A 26,173-nucleotide genomic window follows, 5' to 3' on the forward strand; every position below is an offset into this window, starting at 1 on the left:
CATGCGCGGTTCAGGGGGCCGGGTCCGCCGCGTCGGCATGCGAAGCCTCGGCCAGGTGCGCGGTGTCCGCCAGCGACGATTCGATGGCCTGCGTCTCGCGGTTGAGCAAGGCGAGTCCCGTTTCGGCAAGCGCGCGATGACTGGCCAGGTCGGCCCACAGGCTCGCCGCGGCTTCGGCGCAGGTAAGCGACGTGAAGCGGATGTGGCCCTTTGCCAGCGCCACGAAGCGCTTCTCGCGCAGTGGGTCCGCCCGGTCCCAGGCGCCGCCGATCAGCACGCGCCGGCCGCGCTTGACGCGTGGCTCGCGCTCCGCGAAGAACGGGAGCTTGACCGTCAGCCAGCTCGGCAGGCCCGTCTTCAACGCGGCATCGAACGCGCAGGGAGCCGCGTGTGCCTTTGCATGGTCGCGCAGGGTGCCGAGCCGGTATCGCGCCGGATCCTTCGGCCCCGCAGCGCCGCCCTCGACGGGCCTGATGACGCTCGAAGCGTTGCCCGGCCGCGAGGGCTTGCGCAGGTCCGCAAGCTGGGCTGGCGACATGCACAGATACAGCGCGGCGAGGTCGGCGGGCAAGGTCGCAGTGTCCGGCAGCATGTCCGCGTCGGGACCTTTGAATTCATCCGGGTGAGCCATGGGCGCCTTTTTTATCTCCACGCGGGGTTGCGCCGGTGGATTTTAGAGGGCTGCCAACATGCCTTTCGGTCCGAATTCAATCGCTGGGATGCCTCCCGCTCATGGCTTTTCGTTTGAGGTTCTCACCGCGTCTTTCCCTGCCTCTTTCACGTCGCCGACTGCCTTCCGCGTCGTACCAGCAGCCTTGTCAACGGTGCCCTCAACTTGCATCTTCTCGCTCCCGACCGCCTTGCCCACGGTTTGCTTGACGCTACCCTTTGCTTTTTCGAGCGAACCCTTGGCCTGATCCTTGTTCATCGCACATCCTTGGTTGCATGGCGAAATGCCACGATGACATTGGTTCTGCGGTAAAGGCGCAGGTGTCGGACGAAGCGCCGAAAAGCTTGGGAAGCCTTCCCATGTCCCGGCCGCTGCTCGTGATCGAAGCGCACACGCGGGCGCCGCGTGCTCTTCACGTGCCAGTCCGTCAAGCCGCGAGGCTCGGCGCCGGCGCGTCGGTGGCCTGCGCGATGCGCCCGGCCTTCATGTGAACGACGCGGTCGGCCACATGGAAGTAGCGGTCGTCGTGCGAGATGACCACCAGCGAATGCCCCTTGGCGCGCAGCTCGGGCAGCAGCTCGGTGTAGAACAAGTGGCGGAACGCCGGGTCCTGGTCGGCCGCCCATTCGTCGAACACCAGCACCGGTCGGCCTTCCAGGTACGCATGCACCAGCGCCAGCCGCTTGCGCTGACCGGTCGACAGGTCGGTGGTGCTGAAGGCACCGTCCTTCACCGACACCTTGTGCGCGATCTCCAGACGCTGCAGGTAGGGCAAGGCCGTCTCGGGCAGCGCCTGATGGCCGCCCTCTTCGCCGGCCACGAGGTCTTCGAACAGATAGAAGTCCGAGAACACGGTGGTGAACAACTGGCGGTAGTCGTCGCGCGTCTCGGGCGTCACGGCCTTGCCGTCGAGCAGCAGCTCGCCCGCCACCGGCGCATACAGGCCCAGCAGCAACTTGATGAGCGTGGTCTTGCCCGAGCCGTTGTCGCCGACGATGAAGACGATCTCTCGGCGCCCGATGCGCAGATCGACCGGGCCGAGCACGAAGGGCTCCGCGCCCTCGACGGCCGGGAACGCATAGCGCGCGCCGCGCAGCTCGATCGCGCCGTGCAGCACCGGCGTGGCGGGCGGCGCGTGCAGGTCGAGGTGCGGCTCCGGCGTGGCAAAGCGCGCCGACAGGTCGCCGATGCGCTCGAAGGCCACCTTTGCGCGCCCCAGGTGCGGCAGCGCCGCCACCACCTGGTCGAGCGGCCCCTTCAGGAACAGCAGCACCAGCACGAAGCCGCTGAGCACGACCGGCGCGGTGTCGCGGAACGCGGCCCAGCCGAGGATCAGCGCAATCAACAAGAAAAACAGCGCCGAGCCAAAGGAAGAGGCGAGCACGAAGATGTTGATGGCGCGCCGATTGATGTCGTGGATGCGCTCCACCGTGTGCGCCACCTGCTGTTCGTACACCTTGGCGCGGCGCGCGCGGTGCATGCGCAGTTCTTTCGCGCCTTCGCTGATGCCGCGGTAGGCCTTGTGCAGCGCCTCTTCCTGCTCGCGCGCCTTGAAGAAGCCCGAGATGCCGCGCGCATGCGCCAGGCTCTGCACGGTGATGCCCACGAGCAGGGCCGCCAGCAGCAGGCCGAACAGCGGCGGCGAGAGCCACGCCAGGTAGCCGAGGCAACCGAAGGAAACAGCCAGCGCGATCATGGTCGAGGCCAGCATGAAGGCCACGTCGCTGATCATGTCGACGTCTTGCGTGAGCACGGGCATCAGGCGATGCATGCGGTAGCGTTCGAGCGCATCGATCGGCGCCGCAAGAATCTTCAGCGCCAGACTCTTGCGCACCTGCGCCACGAGCCGCTGGCCGACCACGTTGTTCGACATGTCGGAGGCGGCGCGTCCGACCAGCGCCACCATGCACAGGCCGATGAAGCTCAGCAGCAGTCCACCAGCCAGGCCGCCGGGGCGGTGCAGCACCTGGTTGATAGTCGCCAGCAGCGCGACGGTCGCAACGCCCGCGCCGATGCCGGTCACGGTCGACAGCGCGATCCACGGGAAGTAGGGCCGCAACAGCCGGACGAGTTCAGACGCGGGGGCGCTGGCGGGTGTGATGTTCATGCGGCGGACGGTTCGTTGCAAAGAGGAGTCGGGCTCCTTGCAATGACGTTCGGCGCAGCCGCTTGTTTAGAGAAGAAGGCGGGCGCGCCGCCTATTGCAGCAGCGGCTCCGCCCCCGCCTCGCGCGCGGCCTCCACCACCGAGGCGCCGGCCAGCGCCCACAGCGTCAGGACCTCGTCGAGCGCGCGCACGTGGCTCGGGTCCTGGCCGAGCCAGGCCACGATTTGCTCGGCGCGCTCGGGCGACGGCGCGTCGTGCAGCTCGCGAAAAAGCCGCCAGGCCATGCTGAAGGCCGGGTCGGAGGGGCGGTGTCTCGGGAAGCTCATTGGGATTCGCACGCCTGCACTGCTGTCGATGAGTGAGTAGACGCTGCGTGGCGCACGCTGTTTAGGCGCGGCACCACGGAGGACTAAATTTCCGGTCCGTCGGCGCGTCTTCTGCTTCATGCCCTCGTGCCTTTTTCAAGCTTTCCACGCCGCCTTCGGCCTCGCCCCGTGATCCCCCTGCTCGCGCCGATCTTCCAGGGCGAGTGGGCGCCGTACGGCGAAACGCTGGCTTGCGCCGCGCACCCGCCGCCGGAGTCCGTGCGCGTGGCCGACCTGCTGGCCGACCCGCCGCGCCTGCTGGCGCTGCTGCGCCTCAAGGCGCGCACGCTGAACATGCCGGAGCGCGACCTGCGCGCAGTCGCGTCCGCCTGGAGCATGAACTACCTGCATGCGCTGCTGCCGCCCGTGGCCGCGGCCGCGAGCCTGCTGCAGCACGGCTTTCCGGTAAGTCCCGAGCAGGTCTGGGTTAGCCTCGACAAAGCAGACGGCGACCCGGAGAGCTTCCACATCACCGACCTCGGCACGCCCCGCCCCGGCACCGACACGGCTGCGCGCTACGACGTGCTGCTGTGGATGCACCTCGCGCCGCTGTTCGCACTGCTGACGCAGCTCACGCGGCTGGCACCCAAGATCCTGTGGGGCAACGCCGCGCGCTACCTCGAGCCCGTGCTCGAGGAAAGCCTGCGCATAAGCGGCCAGTCGCCCGCCGTGGCCGCCGACCTCAAGCATCTGCTGCATCGCCCGACCTGGCCGCAACCGTGCGGTGAATTGCGCGACAACCCGATGTTCATGCCCCCGCGCCGCGGGGTGCGCGTGACCGACCGCAGCGCGCCGCCGGTCACGCTGTATCGGCAGTGCTGCCTCTATTACCTCGTGCCGCGTCTGGGCTACTGCGGCGCGTGCCCGCTCTCGCCGGAGTTCGAACGCGAGCGCTGTGCCAGCACCGCCGACTAAACATCCGGCCGCAGCCCGCGTCTTCCTTCTGCATCCCCACATCGACCACAGCACGGAGGTTTTCCTTGGCCGCCCACGACACTGCATGGCGCTTTCACGCGCATCCCGAAGGCCGGGTGCTGGACGTCCGACTGGAAGGCACGGCGCTCAAGGTGACGCCGCACGACGGCGACCGCCACAGCAGCACCTGGGCCCTGCGCGAGCAGCCCGGCAAGCCACGCCTCGAATGGTTGGGCGCGTGCGCGGGCGAGCCGGACGAAGCGCACCTGCTGGCGGCGATCGAGGCGGTCTTTCAGCGCCACCCGACCGCACGGCACCTGGCGCTGCAATCGCCGTTGCCGAGCGGCACGCGGCTCGTGAACGCGGGCATCGTCGCGCCGGCCGAGGGCGCGCTGCCCACCGTCGCGCGCGAGGCCTTCTGGCAATGGCCGCGCGCATGGCTGCCGCAACCGCGCGAGCCTTTCGCGCAGCGCTTCGTTGTCACGCAAGGCAAGCGCCACCCGCTGCGCCCTGCCAAGCCGCAAGGCACCGTGTACCGCCGCCACATCCCGTGGCTGGGCCAGACGCTAACGCTCGACACGGTCGACATCGAACGCGACCTGCCGGTTTTCAACCGCTGGATGAACGACCCCGTGGTCGCCCATTTCTGGGAAGAGGAAGGCGACCTCGCACGCCACCGCCAGTACCTCGAAGGCATTGCGGCCGACCCGCGCGTGACGGGCCTCGTCGGCCGTTTCGACGGCGAGCCCTTCGGCTACTTCGAGGCCTACTGGGCGAAGGAAGACCGCATCGCGCCGTTCTATGACGCCGCCGACCACGACCGCGGCTGGCACGCGCTGGTGGGCGAGGCGCGCTTTCGCGGCAAGCCCTTTCTCACGGCCTGGATGCCGTCGGTGTCGCACTACCTCTTCCTGGACGACCCGCGCACGCAGCGCCTGGTGATCGAGCCGCGCGCCGACAACGAAAAAATGATCCGGAGCCTGGGCCGCTGCGGCTACGCCCACGTGAAGGAGTTCGACTTTCCGCACAAGCGCGCCCTGCTGGGCATGCTGTGGCGCGAGCGTTTCTTCGGCGAGGCGCTGTGGATTCCGCGCGCCGACCCCACCGCCGCTTCGCCGGCCCCGGCTCGTCGACACGAGCCATCCCTGGAGGACATCCATGCAAATCCATGACCTGATCGGCGTCGGCTTCGGCCCGTCCAACATCGCACTGGCCATCGCACTCGACGAGAAGCGCCAGAAGGGCCACTTCGTCGACTCGCTGTTCATCGAGAAGCAGCCGGGCTTCGTCTGGCACCGCAACATGCTGCTGGACAACGCGCACATGCAGATCTCGTTCCTGAAGGACCTGGCCACGCTGCGCAATCCGTCGAGCCGCTTCACCTTTTTGAACTACCTGCACGAGAAAGAGCGCTTGCAGGACTTCATCAACCTCAAGAGCTTCTTCCCGAGCCGCCACGAGTTCAACGACTATCTCGGCTGGGCCGCGGCGCAGTTCGAAGACCGCTGCGCTTACGGCGAGGCCGTGTTCGAGGTGGCGCCCGAGATGAAGGGCGGCGAGGTCTCGCTGCTGCGCGTGCGTTCGCGCGATGCCGACGGTGCGGTGCGCGAGCGCCTGGCGCGCAACCTGGTGGTGAGCGTGGGCGGGGTCGCCAACATTCCGGCGCGCTTCCAGCCGCTGAAGGACGACGGCCGGGTGTTCCATTCGAGCACCTACCTCGAAGCCATTGCCCGCCATCCCGGCGCCGACCGCATCGCCATCGTGGGCGCCGGCCAGAGCGCGGCCGAGATCTTCATGGACCTGCAGTCGCACCCCGCGAAACCGCAGGTCGACCTGATCATGCGTGCACGCTCCATCAAGCCCTCGGACGACAGCCCGTTCGTGAACGAGATCTTCAACACCGACTTCACCGATTTCGTGTTCAACCGCTCGGTGAACGAGCGTGCCGAGCTGCTCGAGGAGTTCTGGCACACCAACTACGCCGCGCCCGACCTGGAGTTGATCCAGCAGATCTTCAACGTGTTCTACCGCCAGCGCGTGGCCGGCTCGACGCGCCACAGCTTCCTGCGGCGGCACGAGGTGTCGGCCGTGCATGCCGCGCAGGACGGCATCCACCTGTCGCTGCACGACCTGAACACCGGTGCGCGCCTCGACAAAGCCTACGACGCCGTGGTGCTTGCCACCGGTTACGCGCGCGACGCGCACCGCACACTGCTGGCGCCGCTGGCGCACTACCTGGGCGATTTCTCGGTCGATCGTGACTACCGCATGCAGGGCACGCCGGCGCTGCGCCCGGGCATCTTCTTGCAGGGCGCCTGCGAGACCAGCCACGGCCTGAGCGACACGCTGCTGTCGGTCACCGCCATCCGTTCCGACGAGATCGGGCAGGCGCTGCTCAACGCCACGCCACGGCACGCGGCGCAGGCTCCGCAGCCTCTGCAGGCGCCGGCCGCAGAGCGCCCCGCCCACGCCGCGCCCGTGGGTTAGCCACGGGAACGCAACGCTTCGGTGCTACACTCAATAAGAATAGTTCTTATTCACCCCATCCCGGGGTCACCGAAGCCAGCGCCCTCGCCTCCTCTTCACCGGCGCGCTCCAGCCATCGGCCCAGGGGTCTTTTGTCGATGCTTGCGAGAAGGCGACCGGATGCGCGACCTCGTCCAGGAACTTGTGTCTCACTACGCGGACTTGCGCCGGCAGCTCACGCGCGACCTGCGCGACCCGCACCATGCGGCCGACATTGCGCAGTCGAGCTTCGAGCGCGTGTACACGCACACGCTCAGCCTGCGAGACGGCGCCGCCATCGAGTCGCCGCGCGCCCTGCTGTTCCGCGTGGCGCGCAACCTGTGCATCGACGAAGCGCGCCATCGCAAGGTGGCGCAGGACTGGGCCGTCTCGCATGCCGTCGTGGGCACGCACCTCACGGCCCCGTCGTCCGAATATGTCGTGGCCCAGCACCGCGTGCTGCACCGCGTGGTCGAAACCATGGAACAGCTGCCGCCGCGCCGGCGCGAGGTGTTCCTGCTGTTCCGCGCCTACGGCCACTCGCGCGCTGAAATCGCGCAGCGTCTGAACATCACCGAGATGGCGGTCGCCAAGCACCTGCTGCGCGCCACCATCGACTGCTCGCGCGTGTTCGCCGAGCTGCGCCAGGAATTGATCGAGCCGCAGGCGCTGAACAGCCACGCGGGTTTCGACACGGCACTGGCTGAAGATTTTTCATGAGCGGCGCGGCTGCCGAGGTCGTCTCGCGTGAACGGCTGATCGAACGCGCGCTCGCGCTCATCGTCGAAGACGAGATCGCGCCGCCGAGCCCGGCCGCCAACAGCGCCCGGCTCGCGCTCGACCAGTGGCGAACCCGCTCGCCCGAACACGCCGCCGCCGTGCGCGAGGCGCGCGAGCGCTGGAAAGCCTTGGGCGGCATGGCCGACGACCTGCGTGCGCACTTCGACGAGCCCACACCCGCACCGGTGCCGCGCAGTCCCTCGCGCCGCAAGCTGCTGCTGTCGATCGCCGGGCTGCTCGGCGCCGGCGTGGTCGCCGGGCGCGGCGTGCAGTGGTACTGGCAGCAGCCCGTGTTCCAGGCGGCGTATCGGACGCCCAACGCGCGGATGCTGAAGGTCACACTGGCCGATGAGCCCACCGGCGGCATCGGCAGCCGCCTCGACCTCGCCCCGCAAAGCGCCGTCGACGTCACGCTCTACCGCCGCCGCCGCATGGTTTACATGGCACGCGGCGAGGTCCGCTTCGACGTGGCGCCTGACGCCGACCGGCCCTTCGTGATGCGCACGCGCGAGGCCATCATCGAAGTGGTCGGCACCGCCTTCACCGTGCGCGACCGCGGCGGCCCGATCACCGTGGGCGTCGAGCACGGCCATGTGCGCGTGCAGGTGCTGCGCCAGGCCGGCACCGAACGCAGCGACCAGGTGGTCGACCTGCGCGCCGGCGACATGCTCGAGGTGCGCGACGGCCGCGCCGATCCGGTGCGCCAGGCCGACACCGCCGCCCTCTCGGCCTGGCGCGACGGCTGGCTGGTGTTCGACAACACCCCGCTGGGCGACGCGCTGGCCGCGGTCAACAGCTACCGCAACGCGCCCATCACCGGCGCCGACGCCCGCATCGACGCGATGCGACTCTCGGGCCGCTTTCGCACCAACGACTCGGCCGGCCTGCTCGACGCACTGCCCGCCATCCTGCCGCTGGTGGCGGTCGCCCGGCCCGACGGCAGCGTGAGCCTGCAAGCGCGCTGACCCGGGCGTGCCCGTGGGCACGCCGCTCCTTTTCCTCTCGTTTTTTCGACCCGCATCGACACGGCGATCGATGGCGTGTCACGGGCCTGTCTCTCTTTTTCGAGTTCAAACGTCTTACATGCAGAAGCACCCCGCATCCGATCGAAGGATGCAGCGCGCCCTCGTTTTCATGTCGCACCGATTTACTTGTCTGGAGCCTTCACCCATGCGTTTCTCGCCTCGCCACCGACTCCTGAGCGCCGCACTTGCCGCCGCCTTCGGAACCGCCTTTGCCAGCTGGAACGGCCTTGTCGCCGCCCAGGGCACCGACCAGGCCTCTGCACAAGCGCGCGACATCAACGTGCCCGCCCAGCCGCTGGGCGCCGCGCTCAACGAGCTGTCGCGCCAGACCGGCGTGCAGGTGCTCGCCGCCGGTGACGTGGTCTCGGGCCTGGCCGCACCGGCCGTGTCGGGCCGCCTTAGCTTCGAGCAGGCGCTCGACCGCCTGCTGGCCCGCAGCGGCCTCGTGGCGGTGCGCAACGGCCCCACGCGCGTCACCATCCAGCGCCAGAGCGCGGCCAGTGCCTCGCTGCCCGCCGTGACCGTGGCCGCGCAGGTCTCCACCGACGGCACCACCGAAGGCACGGGCTCGTACACCACGCGCGCCGCCGCGGGTGCCACGCGCATGGACCTGTCGCTGCGCGAAACGCCGCAGTCGATCAGCGTCATCGGCCGCCAGCAGATCGACGACCAGAACCTCGTCACCCTGGACGACGTACTGCGCCAGACGCCCGGCATCGTGGCCGACCGCAATGACGAGCGCGTGACCTTCTCGTCGCGCGGCTTCGCGCTGAGCACCATGGTCGACGGCGTGCCCACGCTGGGCTTCAACAGCGTGGCCGGCGAGTCGAGCATGATCAGCACCGCTTTCTACGACCGCGTCGAGGTGATCCGCGGCGCGGCCGGCCTGCTCAACGGCGTGGGCTCGCCCGGCGGCGCCATCAACCTCGTGCGCAAGCGCCCGACTTCCGAGTTCGCCGGCCACATCTCGGGCGGCATCGGCTCCTGGAGCCGCTACAACGCCGAGATCGACGTGGGTGGCCCACTCAACGAGGCCGGCACCGTGCGCGGCCGCTTTATGGCCTCGCGCACCGACGGCAAGAACTTCATCGAGAACAAGAAGCGCACCGAAGACGCGCTCTACGGCATTGTTGAAATGGACCTCGCCGCGGGCTCCCGCCTCTCGGTGGGCTTCGAGCACCAGAAGACCGCCATCGACGGCGCCAACTACGGCCAGAGCCCGCTGTTCTTCAGCAACGGCCAGCGCACCAACCTGCCGCGCTCGTTCAACTCCAGCGCCCCGTGGAGCTATTGGGACATGTACAGCGACAAGCTGTTCGCCAACCTCGACCAGCAGCTGGGCGGCGGCTGGCAGCTGAAGGTCGATGCAAGCTACCTCAAGAGCGAGCGCAAGCGTGCCTCGGGCGACCTGAGCATCTACCGCGCCATCAACGAGCGGACCGGCGCATCTACGATCGACATCCGCGAAAACCCCGCCCAAGGCGCCAACAAAGGCCTCGACGTCCACCTGAAGGGTCCGTTCGAAGCCTTCGGCCGGACGCACGAAGCCGTGGTGGGCATGAACTACAACACCTACGACGCCACGGTCCACACGCGCGGTGCCGTGCCGCGCATCATCGACCGCCGGCCCCTGAACTTCTACCAGCTGCAGAGCTTCCCCGAGCCGACCTCGTTCTCGTACCCGCTGTACACGGCGCCATCGAGCACCACCGAGAAGGCCATCTACGCCTCGACCCGCCTGCGGCTGGCCGACCCGCTGTCAGTCATCATCGGCGCGCGCGGCACCTGGTACGAGGCCGATTCGTCCACGCTCGACTGGACCACCTGGCGCCGCATCGGCGTGGGTTCGGTGCGCGAAAACGGCGTGGTCACGCCCTACCTGGGCGTGGTGTTCGACGTGAGCAAGGAGCTCTCGCTGTACGGCAGCTACACCGACATCTTCCAGCCCAATGCGGTGCGCGACCGCAACAACTCGCTCATCGCACCGCAGCGCGGAAAGAACATCGAACTGGGCCTGAAGGGCGAACACTTCGGTGGCAAGCTCAATACCAGCGCCGCGATCTTCAAGACGCGCGAAACCAACCTGGCCGTGATCGACACCGGCGCCAGCTCGCTGCTGCCCGACGGCGGCATTCCGTACCGCGCGGTGCAAGGCGCCAAGAGCAAGGGCTTCGAGCTCACCGCCGCCGGCGAAGTGCTGCCGGGCCTGCAGTTGCTTGCGGGCTACACCTACCACGCCAAGCGTGACGCCGACGGCGTGCTGCTCAACCCGCAGTACCCGCGCCGCCTGTTCCGCGTGAGCACCAGCTATCGCCTGCCCGGCGAATGGAGCAAGCTTACCGTCGGCGGCAGCGTGAGCTACCAGAGCGGCATCTACTACGACGAGTTCAACGAACTCGGCCGCGCCTCGCAAGGCGGCCTGACGCTGTTCGGCTTGATGGCGCGCTACGACATCAACAACCGCCTGAGTGCCTCGCTGCACATCGAGAACGCTGGCGACAAGCGCTACTACAACGGCCTGGGCGGCTACAACGGCTACACGCAGGGCAACCCGCGCAACGCCTGGCTGAAGCTCAGCTACAAGCTCTGACACCCAGCGACATGAAATAGGGCGGCACCGGCAGAAGGGTGCCCTTGACGCACGACCCGGCTTCCGGGTCGTGCTTTTCTATGCCAGGGCCTCAGCCTCACCCAGTCGCTCGCCCAACTGTGCCAACAACACCGGGCTGCGCAGGATCGCATGGTGGTCCTCGTCGAGCGCCGGGGCGCTCGCGAGGTCCGACCGACCCAGCTGCAGCGCGAGCGCGGCCCGGTCCGCTGCCGGTCGCCGCGCGATCCACCAGCACTCGGCGCAGCAGCGCAGCGGCACGAGGGCTTCGGTCTCGATCGCCTTCAGCTGCTGGCCGGTGAGGAAGATGCGGGCCAACTCGTCGTCGGGCAGATTCGCGTAGGCCGGCATCTCGAGCGTGTCGCCGCGGGCTTGCGCTTGCGCACGGGCCTGTGCGATCAGCGCAGCCACGGTCGCCTCGTCGCAGACGAAGTCGTCGATGTCCAGCAGCCCCTCCAGGCGCGCCGCGGGCCAGGCCGACGCAACGAAGTCGGCGAAGTCACGCCGGCCGTCGTCATCCACCGTCTGCATCCGCGCATCAGGCTCGGGCACATAGGGATCGACCAGGCCGAGAAACGCCACGGCCTGGCCTTCGACCTCGAGCCGCGCCGCCACGGCCGCCGCGAGCGCGCCGCCGAGGGACCAGCCCAGCAGGTGGTACGGCCCCTGCGGCTGCACGCCGCGGAGCATGCGAGCGTAGTCGTCGGCCATGCGCGCCAGCGACACGTCGCGGTGCGTGGGGTCGGCAAGCATGCGGCACGGCAGGCCGTACACGGTGCGCACGCCCTGCAGGCGGCGCGCCACCGGCGCGTAGTCGTACACCGTGCCCAGCGCGGCGTGCATGCAGAACAGCGGCGCCGCACCGGGCATCACCGCGTTCAGGGCGACCAGCGACGGCGCATTGGCACGCCCGCCCAGCAACCCCGCGATGGTCGGCGCGCGCAGGAAGTCGTGCAACTTCAGGTCGAGCGCCGGCATGCCCAGACGACGCGCCTGCGCCATCACCTTCAGGCTCAGCAGCGAGTCGCCGCCGAGTTCGAAGAAGTTGTCGTCGCGGCCCACGCGTTCCACGCCGAGCACTTCTGACCAGATGCGCGCTAGCGCGTGCTCGGTGGTGCCGCGCGGCGCGTCGTAGCCGTCGCCGCCGGCGAACACCGGCGCGGGCAGCGCATGGCGATCGACCTTGCCGCTCATGTTGAGCGGCAGCGTGTCGAGCGCCACGATCACGGCCGGCACCATGTGCTCGGGCAGCAGCGCCGCAAGGCTCGCACGCAGCCGCGAAGCTTCGATGCGCTCGCCCGCGAGCGGCGACACATACGCCACCAGCCGCGCGCCGCCCGCGCCCTGACTGGCGACGACCACGGCCTCGCGCACCTGCGGCAGCGCCAGCAGCTGCGCCTCGATTTCGCCGAGCTCGATGCGAAAGCCGCGGATCTTCACTTGATGGTCGATGCGCCCGAGGTACGCCATCTGTCCGTCGGCCTCCCAGCGCACGAGGTCGCCCGTGCGGTAGAGCCGGCCGCCCGGCGCGCCGAAGGGGTCGGCCACGAAACGTTCCGCGCTCAAGCCCGCGCGCTGCAGGTAGCCGCGCGCCAGGCCGTCGCCACCGAGGTAAAGCTCGCCGGCCACGCCGGGCGGCACCTGGTTCATCGCGCCGTCGAGCACGTAGGCCGTGCGGTCGCCCACGAGGCGGCCGATGGGCATGTAGGCCGCGTCGAAGCCCTCGCCCGGCGCGGCCTTGGCGATCATCGGCGTGATCACCGTCTCGGTCGGCCCGTAGCCGTTGACGATGCGCGGCGGCTTCAGCGCCGACTGCACCAGCGCGAAGCTGGTGCGCGGCATCGCCTCGCCGCCCACCGTGTAGGACCGTATGGGCAGCCGGCTCGCAGCCTCGCCCATCAGCTCGGCCATCTGGTGCAGGTAGCCGGGCGTGAAGCAGGCGATGGTGATGCCGTGGCGCGCAATTTCGGCGCAGGTGCGCTCCACCGGCCAGACCTCTTCGTCGCGCGGCATCAGCGCCGCGCCGAAGGCCAGCGGCACCCAGGTGCGCTCGTGCGCGCCGTCGAAGTTGATCGACGCGAACTGCAGCTCGCGGTCCTCGGGCGTCATGCCGTAGGCCTCGCCGATGGACTGCACATGCATGGCCAGCGGACCGTGCGCCACGGCCACGCCCTTGGGCTTTCCGGTCGAGCCCGAGGTATAGATCACGTAGGCCAGGTGGTCGCGATGCACCGCCACGCCGGGGGCGTGCGCCGGCCCGTTCGACAAATCGAGCGTGTCGAGCGTCAGTGCCTTCACAGCCGGCATTCCGATGCGGTCCAGCGCGACGGCATCGTCGGCCAGCAGCAGCGCGACGCCGCTGTCTTCCACCATGTAGGCCAGCCGCTGTGGCGGGTAGGCCGGGTCGAGCGGCACGTAGGCGCCGCCTGCCTTCAGGATCGCGAGCAGCGCCACGACCATGTCGGCCGAGCGCCGCACCGCGAGGCCCACGCGCACTTCGGGCCGCACACCCGCGCGCCCTAGGTGGTGCGCCAGCCGGTTGGCACGCGCGTCCAACGCGGCGTAGCTCAGCTTGTGGTCGCCAAAGATCAGCGCCGTGGCCTCGGGCCGCAACGCTGCCTGGCGTGCGACCAGCACATGCACGGGTGCCGTGTCCTGGTAGGCGGGCGTGTTCACGCCCCAGGCCCGCAGGCGCTGCGCCTCGTCGGCCGTGTACAGGTCGAAGGCCACGACCGGGTGCGTGGCCGCCTGCGCCAGGTCGTCGGCCACGCGGCGCACCGCGTCGTGCATGTACTGGCACACGCGCGCGGCGCCGACCGACGCATCGACCTGCGCGGTCAGCGCGAAGCCGTCGGCGCGTTCGTTCACCGACAACGCGAAGGCGTAGTTCGAGCGTTCCTGCGCGCCGAGCGTCTCGATGCCTTCCCAGCCGCCGGCATCGGCGCTCGCAGCGGGCGATTGCGCCACATATCGGTAGTTCAGCAACGTCGAAAACAGCGGCGTGCCCTTGGGCACCGCACTGCAGCGCTGCGCGAGCGACAGGCTCGCATGCTCGTGGTGCAGCAGGCCGGCCAGCGCGGCGTGGGTCTGGCGCACGCAGGCCAGCGCGTGGCTGCGGCCCAGCGTCACGCGCAGCGGCAGCGTGTTGATCATCATGCCGAGCGCGCGCCCCGCGCCCTCGCCGCCTGCGAGCCGGCCGAACAGCACGGTGCCGAACACCACGTCGTCCTTGCCCGTGGTCTTGGCCAGTACCAGCGCCCACGCCAGGTGAAACAGCGTGGCTGTGCTGACACCGCTGCGCTGCGCCTGCGTGCGCACGGCCTGCGCCAGCGCCGCGTCGAGTTCGAGGTGCGCTTCTTCCACGGCCGTACCGTCGCCGCGCGCATCGAACAGGTCGAAGGGCGCGGTCGGCTCGCGCACGTCGCCGAGCATGCGGCGGAAGAACGTCTCCTGCTCGGCCACGTCGGCACCGAGCCGCGCTTGCGCGACGAAGCTGCGGAACGGCACGGGCGAGGGCAGTGCATCGGCACGGCCCTGCAACAGCAGCGTGATCTCCTCGACCAGCAGGTCGCGCGACACATGGTCGAGCGCCAGGTGGTGGCTCGGCAGCTGCAGCAGCCAGCCGCCGCCCGCAGCGTCGTGCGTGGCAATGGCGCGCAGCATCGGCGCACGGCGCACGTCGAGGCGGTAGCGGCCGGGGCGCACATGCGCTTCGAGCTGCGCGGCGACGTCGCCCGCGGCGGCGTCGATCGGCAGCCATTCGACCTCGGCCGGCGCATGACGGTGCACCACCTGCACCGGCTCCGCCAGCCCTTCCCACATCACCGCCGTGCGCAGCATGTCGTGGCGCACGATGACGCGGTTCAGGCAGTCCATGAACGCGTTCAACCGCGCTTCGCTGTCGAAGCGCATCTGCAGCGACTGCACATAGACGTCGCCCTCGGCCTGCATCAGGTGATGGAACAGCAGGCCTTCCTGCAGCGGCGCGAGCGGGTAGATGTCCTGGATGTTGGCCGCGCCGCCGGGCACGGCGGATTCGATGCGGCGCAGCTGCGCGTCGTCGAGCGTCACCAGCGGCAGCATCTGCGGCGTGAGTCGCGTGCAGCCGTCGGGAATCGCGTTGTCGGGCACCACCGGTGCCGGGCGCGGCGAGGCACCGGCTTCCAGCGTCGCGCGCGCGAAGTCGGCGAAGCGCGGGTTCTGGAACAGCGTGCGCACCTGGGCACCGAAGCCCTGCCGGCGCAGCCGTTCGAGCAACTGCATGGCCAACAGCGAGTGGCCACCGAGTTCGAAGAAGTTGTCATTTCGGCCCACGCGCGGCGCGCCGAGCACGTCGGCCCAAACGGAGGCCATCGCCTCCTCGGCCGCCCCTTGCGGTGCCTCCCAGGTGTCGGCCGCGGCAGCGAACAAGGGCTCGGGCAGCGCGGCGCGGTCGACCTTGCCGTTGGCGTTGAGCGGCAACGCCGCGAGCACGGTGATCGCCGATGGCACCATGTACTCGGGCAGCACCTGCGCCAGACCGTCGCGCAGCGTGAAGGCCTCGACCGGGCGCTGCGCATCGAGGCTCGACACGTAGGCCAGCAGCAGCGCACCGCCCGCGCGCTGGCGCGCGACCACGACGGCCTCGCGCACGCCGGGCTGCGCGCGCAGACGCGCCTCGACCTCGCCGAGTTCGATGCGGAAACCGCGCACCTTCACCTGATGATCGAGGCGCCCCAGGTATTCGAGCTGCCCGTCGGCGCGCCAGCGCACGAGATCGCCGGTGCGGTACAGGCGACCACCCGCGGTGTCGAAGGGGTCGGCCACGAAGCGCTCGGCGCTCAGGCCGGCGCGGTTCAGGTAGCCGCGCGCCAGCCCCGCACCGCCCAGGTACAGCTCGCCGGCCATGCCGGGCGGCACCAGATTCATGTCGGTGTCGAGCACCACGGCGCGGCGATCGCCCACCGGCGCGCCGATGGGCAGGTAGGCCGCGTCGAAGGCGGTGTCGGCATAGGCCTTGGCGATGGTCGGTGTGATCACCGTCTCGGTCGGGCCGTAGCCGTTGATGAGGCGCGGCGGCTGCAGCGTCTGCATCACGCGCTCGCAGGCAACGCGGCCCATGGCCTCGCCGCCGACGGTGTACGAGCGCAGCGTGGGCACGCGCCCTTCCTCACCGAGTTCATCGGCCATCTGCTGCAGGTAGCCCGGCGTGAAGCAGGCGACGGTGATGCCGTGGCGCCGCATTTCCTCGCGGCTGCGGTGCACGGTCCACAGCTCCTGGCTGCGCGGCATCAGCGTGGCGCCGAAAGCCAGCGGCGTCCAGATGCGCTCATGCGCGCCGTCGAAGTTGATCGAGGCGAATTGCAGCTCACGGTCTTCGGGCGTCATGCCGTAGGCGCGGCCGATGGTCTGGATGTGCATGCTCAACGGGCCATGCGCCACGGCCACGCCCTTGGGCTGGCCGGTGGAGCCCGAGGTGTAGATGACATAGGCCAGATGCTCGGGATGCACCGCGACATCGGGAGCGCCGTCGGGGCCGTTGTCGAGCACGCCGCCGTCGAGCAGCAACGCGGGCAGCGCCTGCATCGACGCGCCCAACCGATCGCGCACACGCGCCTGCGTGAGAAGCAACCGCACGCCGCTGTCGGCCGCCATGAAGTCGAGCCGGTCGGGCGGGTAGTCGGGGTCGAGCGGCACGTAGGCCGCGCCCGCCTTGAGCACGCCGAGCAGCGCCACCACCATCTCGGGCGAACGCTCCACCGCTAGGCCGATGCGTTCCTCGGGCCGCACGCCCTGCGCGATGAGGGCGTGCGCGAGCCGGTTGGCGCGCACATCGAACTCCTGGAAGCTCATCGGCACGCCGTCGACGATCAGCGCCGTGGCCTCGGGCCGCAGCGCGGCGTGGCGTTCGACGAGTCGGTGCACGGGCACCTCGTCCCACGCGGTGTCCTGGCCCTCGCCCCATTCGCGCAGCTGGGCGTGTTCCTGCGGACCGAGCAGCGCCACCTCGCGCAACGTGCGCGTGGGGTCGTCGGCCAGCTGACGCAGCACTGCGACGCAATGCGCGGCCATGCGCTCGATGGTCGCCGGCTCGAAGATCGCGCGGGCATACGTGAAGCCAAGCCCGAGCGTGCCGTCGGCCTGCTCCAGCGTGTCGAGCGCAAGTTCGAAGGGTGCCGCCTGCTCGTCGAGTTCCCAGGGTTCGATGCGCAGGCCTTCGAGCCTGTCGAGCGCGCCCAGGTCCTGCTGCCGGTGGTTGAAGATCACCTGGAACAGCGGCGAGTGGCTCAGGCTGCGCTCGGGCTGCAGCGCCTCGACCAGCTGTTCGAACGGCAGGTCCTGGTGCGCCTGCGCGCCCAGCGCCGCTTCGCGCGCCTGCGCCAGGGCCTCGGCCAGCGTGGTGTGGCCGGCCAGCTCGGCGCGCAGCACCTGCGTGTTGACGAACAGGCCGAGGATGCCGGCCGTCTCGGGCCGGTCGCGGTTGGCCACGGGCACGCCGAGCCGGATGTCGCCCTGGCCCGTGTAGCGGTGCAGCAGCGCCTGGAAGCCGGCCAGCAGCACCATGAAGAGCGTCGCGCCCTCGGCGCTCGCGCGGCGGCGCAGCGCGAGCGCCAGTTCTCGCGGCAGATCGAGCCGGTGGCGTGCAGCCAGGTACGGCCCCTGCGGCGGACGCGCGCGGTCCGCAGGCAATTGCAGCAGCGGCTGCTCGCCGCCGAGCCGTTCGGTCCAATAGGCGAGCTGGCGTTCGCCCTCGCCCGCTTCGAGCCAGTTGCGCTGCCAGGCCGCGTAGTCGGCGTACTGCAGTGCCGGCGCGGCGAGCACGGCAGCGTCGTGCCCCTGGCGATGTGCCTGATACAGCGCGCCGAAATCGTCGACCAGCAACTGCATCGACCAGCCATCGGACACGATGTGGTGCATCACCAGCACCAGCAGGTGCGCGGTCTCGCCGGTGCGCAGCAGGCCCACTCGCAGCAGCGGGGCGCGCGAAAGATCGAAGGGCGTGCGCACAAGGCGCGCGGCCTCGTCGCGCACCTGCGCGGGGTAGGCGCGCAGATCGGCCTCACGCAGATCGAGCACGGCCTCGGGCGACACGGTCTGCTGCGGCACGCCGGCGTCGCTCACGCCGAAGCGCGTGCGCAGCGACGGATGCCGTACCACCAGCGCCTGCAGGCTCGCACGCAGCGCCGCGAGGTCGAGCGCGCCATGCAGCGTGAGCGCGGCCGTGATGTGCGGCGCCGTGCTCTCGGGGTCCATCTGCCAGAGGAACCACTGGCGCGCCTGCGCGTACGAGGCGGGCCGCGGCGCGCCCGGCACGGCGGCCGGGTCAGGCACGATCGGCAGGCGGCCGAAATCGATGCCCTGCGCGCGAAGCGCGGCGATGAATTCCTTCTGCCGCGCCGGTGGCAAACCTGCCAGCCGTTGGGCGATGGCCCTGCTGCGTTCGCTGCTGCCAGTGCTACTTCTCACTCAACCCCCCAGACTTTCCAACAATTCATCCATGCGATCGAGGTCGCTCTCGGCCTGCGCGGCCTGCTGCGCCTGCGCCGGCCCTTGCGCGTCGAGCGCCTGCGCACACGCCGCCAGGTCGGGCAGCTCGAAGTAGCGCTGCAGCGGCAGGTCGATGCTCATCTGCGCCTTGACCTGCTGCCGCAGCTTGAGCACCGCGAGCGAGTGCCCGCCGAGTTCGAAGAAGTTGTCGCCACGCCCCACGCGCGACAGCCCCAGCACCTGCGCCCACAGACCCGCCAAAGCAGCTTCGGTGGCGCCCTGCGGCGGCACGTGGGCGCGTTCTTCCGCCGCTTCCGGCGGCGGCAGGGCCTGGCGGTCGACCTTGCCGTTGGCGTTCAACGGCAGCCCCTGCGGCATCGCGACGATGACGCTCGGCATCATGTAGTCGGGCAGCGCCGCCGCCAGCCCCGCACGCAGCGCCGCGGGGCGCAGCGGCGCGCCTTCGGCGCCGGCCGCATAGGCCACCAGCCGCGCACCGCCCGGCCCTTCCTGCGCCAGCACCAGCGCCTGTCGCACGCCGGGCTGAGCGAGCAGTTGCGCCTCGACCTCGCCGAGTTCGATGCGGAAGCCCCGCACCTTCACCTGATGGTCGAGCCGGCCGAGGTACTCGAGCTGGCCGTCCTCGCGCCAGCGCACGAGGTCGCCGGTGCGGTAGAGCCGCCCGCCGTGCCCATCGAACGGGTCCGCAACGAAGCGCTGCGCCGTCAGGCCGGCGCGGTGCAGGTAGCCGCGCGCCAGCACCTCGGCGCCCACGCACAGCTCGCCGGCCACGCCGACGGGAACGGGCTGCAGGGTGGCATCGAGCACGAACAGACGCGCGCTCGAGGCGGGCGTGCCGATGGGCGGCAGGTCGTCAGGGCCTGCACCGTCGAGCACGAACTCGCTCACCACGTGCGTCTCGGTCGGCCCGTACTGGTTGAGGAGCCGGCACTGCGATTCGCGCGCCAGCCATTCGGCCAGTGCGGGCGTGCGCTTGAGCTGCTCGCCCGCCGTGACGATCTGGCGCAGCGCTGGCAGCCGCCGGCCCGAGGCCAGCGACTGCTCGGCGAAGTGCTGCAGCACCGAGAAGGTCAGGAACATGCGCTCAACGCCCTCGCGATGCACCAGCTCTTCCAGCGCGTCGAGGTCGAGCCGCTGCGCATCGGTCGTCTGCACGAGGCAGCCGCCGCCGGCCAGCCCGCTGACCATTTCCTGGAACGCCACGTCGAAGCACGGCGACGCGAACAGCAGCGTGCGGCTCGCGCCCGGCAGGCGTTGCAGCTGCCACGCGATGAGGCGCGCGACCGCGTCGTGGCGCATCGCCACGCCCTTGGGGCGGCCCGTGGAGCCCGAGGTGTAGAGCACGTAGGCCAGCTGCTCGCCATGCACCGGCACCGCCGGGTCGTGGTCGGGCCAGGCGGCCATGCCGTCGTCGGCCGCGTCGAGGTCGAAGGCCAGCCGCTGCACGCTCGCTGCGTCGGGCAAACGCGGCATCAGCGCGCGGCGCGTGAGCAGCAGCGAGGCGCCGCTGTCCTCGACCATGTAGGCCAGCCGCTCGGTCGGGAACGCCGGGTCGAGCGGCACGTACGCACCACCGGCCTTGAGCACGGCGAGCAGGCCCACGACAGTCTCGGCCGAGCGATCGACCGCGATCGCGACCGGCATGTCGGGCCGCACACCCTGTGCGATCAACCGGTGCGCCCAGCGGTTCGCGAGGCGGTTGAGCGCGGCGTAGGTGAGGCGATGGTCGGCCGTGACCAACGCCAGTGCGTCGGGGTGGGCCTTGGCCTGCTGTTCGATGAGATGGTGGACGGAGACGACCGTTTCCGGCGTGAACGCACCGCACGACCAGCGCGACAACCGTTCGCGCTCGGCCGCATCGACCTGCGTCAGTTGGCCTACGGCCTGCGTCGCATCGCCGGCAAGCGCCAGCAGCGCCGCGCGCAACTGGCCCACGAGCGCTGCGGCCTGCATGTCGTCGCACAGGTCGAGCGCATGCACGAGGTCGATGTGCAGCGCCGCGTCGTCATGCACCATCAATGTCAGCGGGTACGAGGTTTCTTCCTGCGTGCGCACCGCACCGAAGCGGAGGCCCGCCGCCGCGTCGTCGCGCAACGCGGCATCGACCGGGTAGTTCTCGAACACCACCAGCGTGTCGAACAGGCCCTGCCCGCCCATCCCGGCCCAGGCCTGGATCTCGTGCAGCGGCGTGTGCTCGTGTTCGCGCGACGTCACCTGTGCCGCCTGCAGTTCGCGCAGCCAGTCGCCCACGGGCTGGCCGGGCCGCAGGCGCGCGACCACGGGCAGCGTGTTGATGAACAGGCCCAGCATGCGCTCGGCGCCCGGCATCTCGGCGCTGCGGCCGGCGACCGTGGCACCGAACACGACGGTGCTGCTGCGCGTGCGCTGGCCCAGCAGCAGTGCCCAGGCTGCCTGCACAACAGTGTTGAGCGTGACGTGCGCGGCGCGCGCGGCTTCGCGCAGGCCGCGCGTGGCTTCGGTGTCGAAGACCAGCCGCTGGCGGGCCTTTCCGGATCGCGGTGCGGCGGGCGTCACCAGCGCTGTGGCAAGGCGCGTCGGTTCTTCCACGCCGGTCAGCACGCTGCGCCAGTGCGCCTCGCCGGCCTGTTGGTCGCGCGCCGCGAGCCACGCGATGTGGTCGCGGAAGCGCCCCGGCGCGGGCTCAACCGCATGTCCCGCGTAGCTTCGCAGGACCTCGGCCAGCAGCTGCGCCACGCTCCATCCGTCGAGCAGCAGGTGGTGGTAGGTCCACACGAGGCAATGCCGCTGCGCCTGCGTGCGGGCCAGCGCGATGCGCATCAGCGGCGGGCGCGCGAGGTCGAAGCCGCTCGCGCGCTGCGATTCGGCCAGCCGCGCCAGAGCGCCCGGCAGGTCGGCGCTCTCGCGCAGATCTTGCATCACCCACGGCATCTCGGCGCTGCGCGCCACCCATTGCAGCGGCGTGGCGCCGTCGGCCAGGAAGCCGCTGCGCAGGATCTCGTGGCGTGCCAGCACGCGCTGCCAAGCGGCGCGGAAGCGCTCGACATCGAGACCGTCGATGTCCATGCACAGCTGGTTGATGTAAGCCTCGCCTTGCGCATCGACCAGGCTATGGAACAGCATGCCGGACTGCATCGGCGACAGCGGATAGAGGTCTTCGAGTTGCGCCGCGGGCAACGGCAGCGCGTCGAACTGCGCGGCGTCGAGCCCGGCCAACGGGAAGTCTGACGGCGTGACACCGGTAGCGCCCGAGGTGCAGTGCGCGATCAGCGCTTCGAGTTCGTCGCCGAAGCAATTTAGCCAGCCCTGCACGTCGTCGGCCGCATGGCGCGCCGCGCTGAAGTCCACCGTCAGTTGCAGTGCACCGTCGCGCACCTGCGCATTGACGCTGAATTCGTGCAGCAGCGGCGCACTCGCCGCGACGGGTTCGCCGGCGTCTTCGGGCGCGAGCGACCACGTAGCCCCAGCCGCACCGTCGACCTGCCCCAGGTAGTTGAAGACCAGCTGCGGACGCGGCAATGCGCGCAGTGCCTGCCGCTGTGCGTCCGTGCCCAGGTGCATCAGCACGCCATGGCTGAGCCCGCGTTGCGGCACGCGGCGCAGGTCTTCCTTCACGCGCTTGATCGCATCACCCCACGCCCCCAGCGGATCGAGCCGCACGGGGAAGAGGCTCGTGAACCAGCCCGTGGTGCGCGACAGGTCGAGTGCCTTCTCCGCCGGCAGGATGTCTTCGCGGCCGTGGCCTTCGAGCAGGATCGCCAATTGCGCATGGCCGCTCCAGCCACACAGCGCGCGCCCGAGCGCCGTGAGCAGCAGGTCGTTGACTTGCGTGCGGTAGGCGGCCGGTGCCACCTTGAGCAGCGCCTGCGTGCGCTCGCGGTCGAGCTGCCACGCGATACTGGCACGGCGCGCCACGGTGTTCACGCCGTCGGGCCGTGCGCACGGAAGCGCAACGGGCACGTCGGCGAAGCCCTGCCAGTGCGCGAGTTCATCGTCCATCGCGGCGGATTGCGCCTGCAGCGCGTGCGCCCAGGCCTGCAGGCTGGCACTCTTCGGCGGCAGCGCAACGGGCCGGCCGTCGCGGCACTGCGTGTACGCGGCGGCCAGGTCGTCGAGCACGATGCGCCACGACACGCCATCGACCACGAGGTGGTGCGCCGCCAGCAGCAGGCGCCAGTCACCGCCCGGCAGGCGGATGACCAGCGGACGCAGCAGCGGCCCATGCGCGAGGTCCAGGCTGCGCTGTGCCTCATCGCACAGCGCGGCGATCTGCGCGGGGTTCGCCGCATCGCGCACCCAGAGCCATTCCTCGCGCCAGCGTGCCGGCAGCGCCTCGTAGGCTTGTTGCCAGCGGCCATCGCTTGCCTGATGGAAGCGCAGGCGAAACGCATCGTGGTGCTGCACCACGGCCGCCAGTGCAGCTTCGAGCGCGGGGAGCTCCAGCGCCTCGCGGCTTTGCAGCAGCAGCGACTGGTTCCAGTGATGGCGCTCGGGCATATCGGCCTCGAAGAACGCAGCCTGGAACGGCAGCAACGGTACCGCACCTTCGGCTTCGGTCTGTTCAGACTGCACCGCTGCGCTTGTGGGCTCTGCCACGGCTGCCTGCCCGGCCACGGTCTGCCGCTCGAACACCTGGCGCGGCGTGAGCTTCCAGCCCGCCGTGCGCAGCCGCGACACAATCTGCAGGCTCAGGATCGAATCGCCGCCGAGTTCGAAGAAGTTGTCCTGCCGGCCCACGCGCGGCAGGCCGAGCACCTCGGCCCAGACCGCGGCGAGCGCCTGCTCGACCGCACCTTCTGGCACTTCGTAGGCCTGTGCCCCGCTGCGCTCGGGCTTTGGCAGCGACTTGCGGTCGATCTTGCCGTTGGCGTTTAGCGGCAGCGCCAGCAGCACGCACAGCAGCGACGGCACCATGTACTCGGGCAGCACCTCGGCCAGCCGCGCCTTGAGCACAGCCGCATCCACCGCCGCATCGGGCTGCGGCGACACATAGCCGACCAGCCGCGTGCCGCCGGGGCCCTCGTCGGCCACCACGACCGCCTCCCTCACCTGCGGCTGCGCCAGCAGCTGCGCCTCGATCTCGCCCAGTTCGATGCGAAAGCCCCGCACCTTCACCTGGTGGTCGATGCGGCCCAGGTAGGCCAGCTGCCCGTCGTCGCGCCAGCGAACGAGGTCGCCCGTGCGGTACAGGCGCTCGCCGGTGTCGCTGAACGGATCGGCGACGAAGCGCTCGGCCGTGAGGCCCAGCCGGTTCAGGTAGCCGCGCGCCAGCCCGATGCCGCCCAGGTACAGCTCGCCGCCCGCGCCCGGCGGCACGGGGTTCAATCCCGCGTCGAGCACGTAGGTCTTGCAGCCCGCGATGGGGCGGCCGATGGCGACATGGTTCAGGCCGTCGGCGCGGCAGGTCCAGTGCGTCACGTCGATGGCCGCTTCGGTCGGGCCGTAGAGGTTGTAGAGCCCCGCGCCCGGCAGGCGCTCGAACACCTTCGCCTGCGCCTCGGCGGGCAGCGCCTCGCCGCTGCAGACGATGCGCCGCAGGCTGGTGCAGGCCTCGATGCCGTCGTGCGCCAGGAAGGCCTGCAGCATGGAAGGCACGAAGTGCAGCGTGGTCACGCCGTGCGCGCGGATCAGTTCGACCAAGCGTGCCGGCTCGCGGTGATCGCCGGGCGCGGCGACGACCAGGCGCGCGCCGTGCATCAGCGGCCAGAAGAATTCCCACACTGACACGTCGAAGCCGAACGGCGTCTTCTGCAACACGGTGTCGGCGTCGCCCAGCGCGTAGGCGTCCTGCATCCAGGCCAGGCGGTTGTAGAGGGCGTTGTGGCGGTTGGCCGCGCCCTTGGGACGGCCCGTGGAGCCCGAGGTGAAGATCACGTAGGCGAGGTTTTCGCCATGCAGCGCGACCTGCGGGCAGGCGGTGGATTCGGCCGACAGGTCGAGTGCGTCGAGCACCAGCAACTGCACGTGCGCCGCCACCGGCAGCGCTTCGCGCAGATGCGACTGCGTGAGCAGCAGCGTCACGCCGCTGTCTTCGAGCATGTAGGCGATGCGCTCGCGCGGCAGCTCGGGGTCGATCGGCACGTAGGCGCCGCCGGCCTTCAGGATCGCCAGCAGCCCCACGACCATCTCGAGGCTGCGCTCGGCGGCGATGCCCACGGGCATGTCGGGCCGCACACCCTGGCCGATCAGATGATGCGCGAGCGCGTTGGCGCGCGCGTCGAGTTCGCCATAGCGCAGCACCGTGTCGCCGAACACCAGTGCCACCGCCTCGGGCCGCTCGCGCGCCTGCGCTTCGATGCGCCGGTGCACGGGCTGCGTGTACGGCCGGTGCGGCAGGTTCTCGCTCCACGCGCGCAGCCGCGCCTCGTCGTCCGCGTGGGTGAGCACGAGGTTCGCGAGCACGCGTTCGGGGTCGTCCGACATCGCCTGCAGCACGCCCTGGTAGGCGCGCACCAGGCGCTGCGCGGTCGTGGCCTCGAACAGGTCGGTGTTGTATTCGAGTCGACCGCGCACGCCGCGCGGGTCGATGTAGAAGTCCAGCGACAGGTCGAACTTGGCGCCTGCGTCGTCGAACTCTTCGAGCTCGGCGCGCACGCCCGCGAAGTCGAGCGCCACGGCCTCGCCGGCCATCTGCACGCCGAACATCACCTGGAACAGCGGACTGCGCGCGGGGTCGCGGCGGTCCTTGCGGCTGGCCAGCAGCACCTCGAACGGCAGGTCGGCATGGTCGAGCGCGGCCAGCGCGTCGGCGCGCACCTGCCGGCACACCTCGCGCAGCGTGCGCCGGGGCGCGAGCCTCGCGCGGAACACCTGCGTCGTGATGAAGAAGCCCAGCAGGTCCTGCACCTCCTCGCGGTGGCGCCCTGCGTTGGGCACGCCGATCGCGAAATCGTCCTGCCCGCTGCAGCGCGATAGCAGCACCTGCCAGGCCGCGAGCAGCACGACAAACGGCGTGCAGCGTTCGGCGCGACAGAACTTCTGCAGCGCCGCCGCCAGAGCCGGCGGCAGTTCGAAGGCCAGCGCGGTGCCGGCGAAGGTCTGCTGCGCGGGGCGCGCACGGTCGGTCGGCAGGTCGAGCGACGGCACCTCGTCGCCGAGGTGGCGGTTCCAGTGCGCGAGCTGCGGCGCGAGCGCCCCGCCCTGCACGCGGCCGCGCTGCCACACGGCAAAGTCGGCGTACTGCACGGGCAGCGGCGGCAGCTGCACCATGTCTTCGCTGCGCAGCGCCAGCGCGTAGGCCGTACCGAGGTCGCGCGCCAGGATCGGGTTCGACCAGGCGTCGGACACGATGTGGTGCAGGCAGACGGCCAGCACATGCCGATCGTCGGCGAGCTTCGCGAGTCGGGCCACCAGTGCAGGCGCACGGCCCAGGTCGAACACATGTGCCGCGGTGCGGCGCACGAGCGCATCGACCGCGGCTTGCTGCGCGTCGGCGCCCTGGTCCGAGAGGTCGATGCGCTCCAGCGCGAACGGCACCTCGGCCTGCACCACCTGCATCGGCACACCGTCGTGTTCGACGAAGTGCGTGCGCAGGATCGCATGGCGCGCAATGACCGCCCGGAACGCACGCGCCAGGGCCTCGGCGTCGAGCGCACCGGTCAGCCGGAACACGCGCGGCAGGTTGTAGGCCGTGAGCCCTGGCTCGAGCTTCTGCAGGAAGCACAACTGCTCCTGCGCATACGACAGCGGCACCGCCTGGCCGTCGTGCACGGTGCGGGGGATCTCGTCCATG

The 26,173-nt window shown here is 70.3% G+C and carries 12 protein-coding genes; 6 read left to right on the top strand and 6 right to left on the bottom strand.

Annotated features, from left to right (window positions below; translation table 11 throughout):
* Nucleotides 1–10: 10 nt before the first annotated feature.
* From AC3A6G_RS02410 to AC3A6G_RS02425, 4 genes are all read right to left on the bottom strand, one after another.
* Complete coding sequence (locus AC3A6G_RS02410) at nucleotides 11–631, bottom strand: hypothetical protein (RefSeq protein ID WP_487858105.1); 621 nt, start codon at nucleotides 629–631, stop codon at nucleotides 11–13.
* Nucleotides 632–730: 99 nt separating this feature from the next.
* The gene (locus AC3A6G_RS02415) at nucleotides 731–928 is read right to left on the bottom strand and encodes a CsbD family protein (protein ID WP_487872960.1); all 198 of its coding nucleotides are present in this window, start codon (nucleotides 926–928) and stop codon (nucleotides 731–733) included.
* A 169-nt stretch (nucleotides 929–1,097) separates the two neighbouring features.
* Nucleotides 1,098–2,777 (bottom strand): cyclic peptide export ABC transporter, encoded by a 1,680-nt coding sequence (locus tag AC3A6G_RS02420; protein WP_487872961.1) that lies wholly within the window; start codon nucleotides 2,775–2,777, stop codon nucleotides 1,098–1,100.
* Nucleotides 2,778–2,868: 91 nt separating this feature from the next.
* Nucleotides 2,869–3,102: a hypothetical protein gene (locus tag AC3A6G_RS02425; RefSeq protein ID WP_487858108.1), complete on the bottom strand. Its 234-nt coding sequence runs from the start codon at nucleotides 3,100–3,102 to the stop codon at nucleotides 2,869–2,871.
* Between the two features lie 168 nt (nucleotides 3,103–3,270).
* Between AC3A6G_RS02425 and fhuF the strand changes: the two genes are divergently transcribed.
* The 6 genes from fhuF (at nucleotide 3,271) to AC3A6G_RS02455 (ending at nucleotide 10,956) form a co-directional block, all read left to right on the top strand.
* Complete coding sequence (fhuF, locus tag AC3A6G_RS02430; protein ID WP_487872962.1) at nucleotides 3,271–4,056, top strand: siderophore-iron reductase FhuF; 786 nt, start codon at nucleotides 3,271–3,273, stop codon at nucleotides 4,054–4,056.
* Nucleotides 4,057–4,121: 65 nt separating this feature from the next.
* Complete coding sequence (locus AC3A6G_RS02435; RefSeq protein ID WP_487863975.1) at nucleotides 4,122–5,228, top strand: GNAT family N-acetyltransferase; 1,107 nt, start codon at nucleotides 4,122–4,124, stop codon at nucleotides 5,226–5,228.
* Nucleotides 5,215–6,543, top strand: coding sequence for a lysine N(6)-hydroxylase/L-ornithine N(5)-oxygenase family protein (locus tag AC3A6G_RS02440; protein ID WP_487872963.1), 1,329 nt, complete (start codon nucleotides 5,215–5,217; stop codon nucleotides 6,541–6,543). Before AC3A6G_RS02435 ends, AC3A6G_RS02440 begins: the two co-directional genes overlap by 14 nt.
* Nucleotides 6,544–6,702: 159 nt before the next feature.
* Nucleotides 6,703–7,281, top strand: coding sequence for an RNA polymerase sigma factor (locus AC3A6G_RS02445; RefSeq protein WP_487858112.1), 579 nt, complete (start codon nucleotides 6,703–6,705; stop codon nucleotides 7,279–7,281).
* Nucleotides 7,278–8,306 (top strand): FecR family protein, encoded by a 1,029-nt coding sequence (locus tag AC3A6G_RS02450; protein WP_487858113.1) that lies wholly within the window; start codon nucleotides 7,278–7,280, stop codon nucleotides 8,304–8,306. The genes AC3A6G_RS02445 and AC3A6G_RS02450 overlap by 4 nt, the downstream gene beginning before the upstream one ends.
* Nucleotides 8,307–8,511: 205 nt before the next feature.
* Nucleotides 8,512–10,956, top strand: coding sequence for a TonB-dependent siderophore receptor (locus AC3A6G_RS02455; RefSeq protein WP_487858114.1), 2,445 nt, complete (start codon nucleotides 8,512–8,514; stop codon nucleotides 10,954–10,956).
* 78 nt (nucleotides 10,957–11,034) lie between these two features.
* Here the strand turns inward: AC3A6G_RS02455 and AC3A6G_RS02460 are convergent, their stop codons facing one another.
* Complete coding sequence (locus AC3A6G_RS02460) at nucleotides 11,035–18,420, bottom strand: amino acid adenylation domain-containing protein (RefSeq protein ID WP_487872964.1); 7,386 nt, start codon at nucleotides 18,418–18,420, stop codon at nucleotides 11,035–11,037.
* Complete coding sequence (locus AC3A6G_RS02465) at nucleotides 18,421–26,172, bottom strand: amino acid adenylation domain-containing protein (protein ID WP_487872965.1); 7,752 nt, start codon at nucleotides 26,170–26,172, stop codon at nucleotides 18,421–18,423.
* Between the last annotated feature and the right edge of the window lies 1 nt (nucleotide 26,173).

Source organism: Variovorax sp. Soil_C_26, assembly GCF_057657075.1.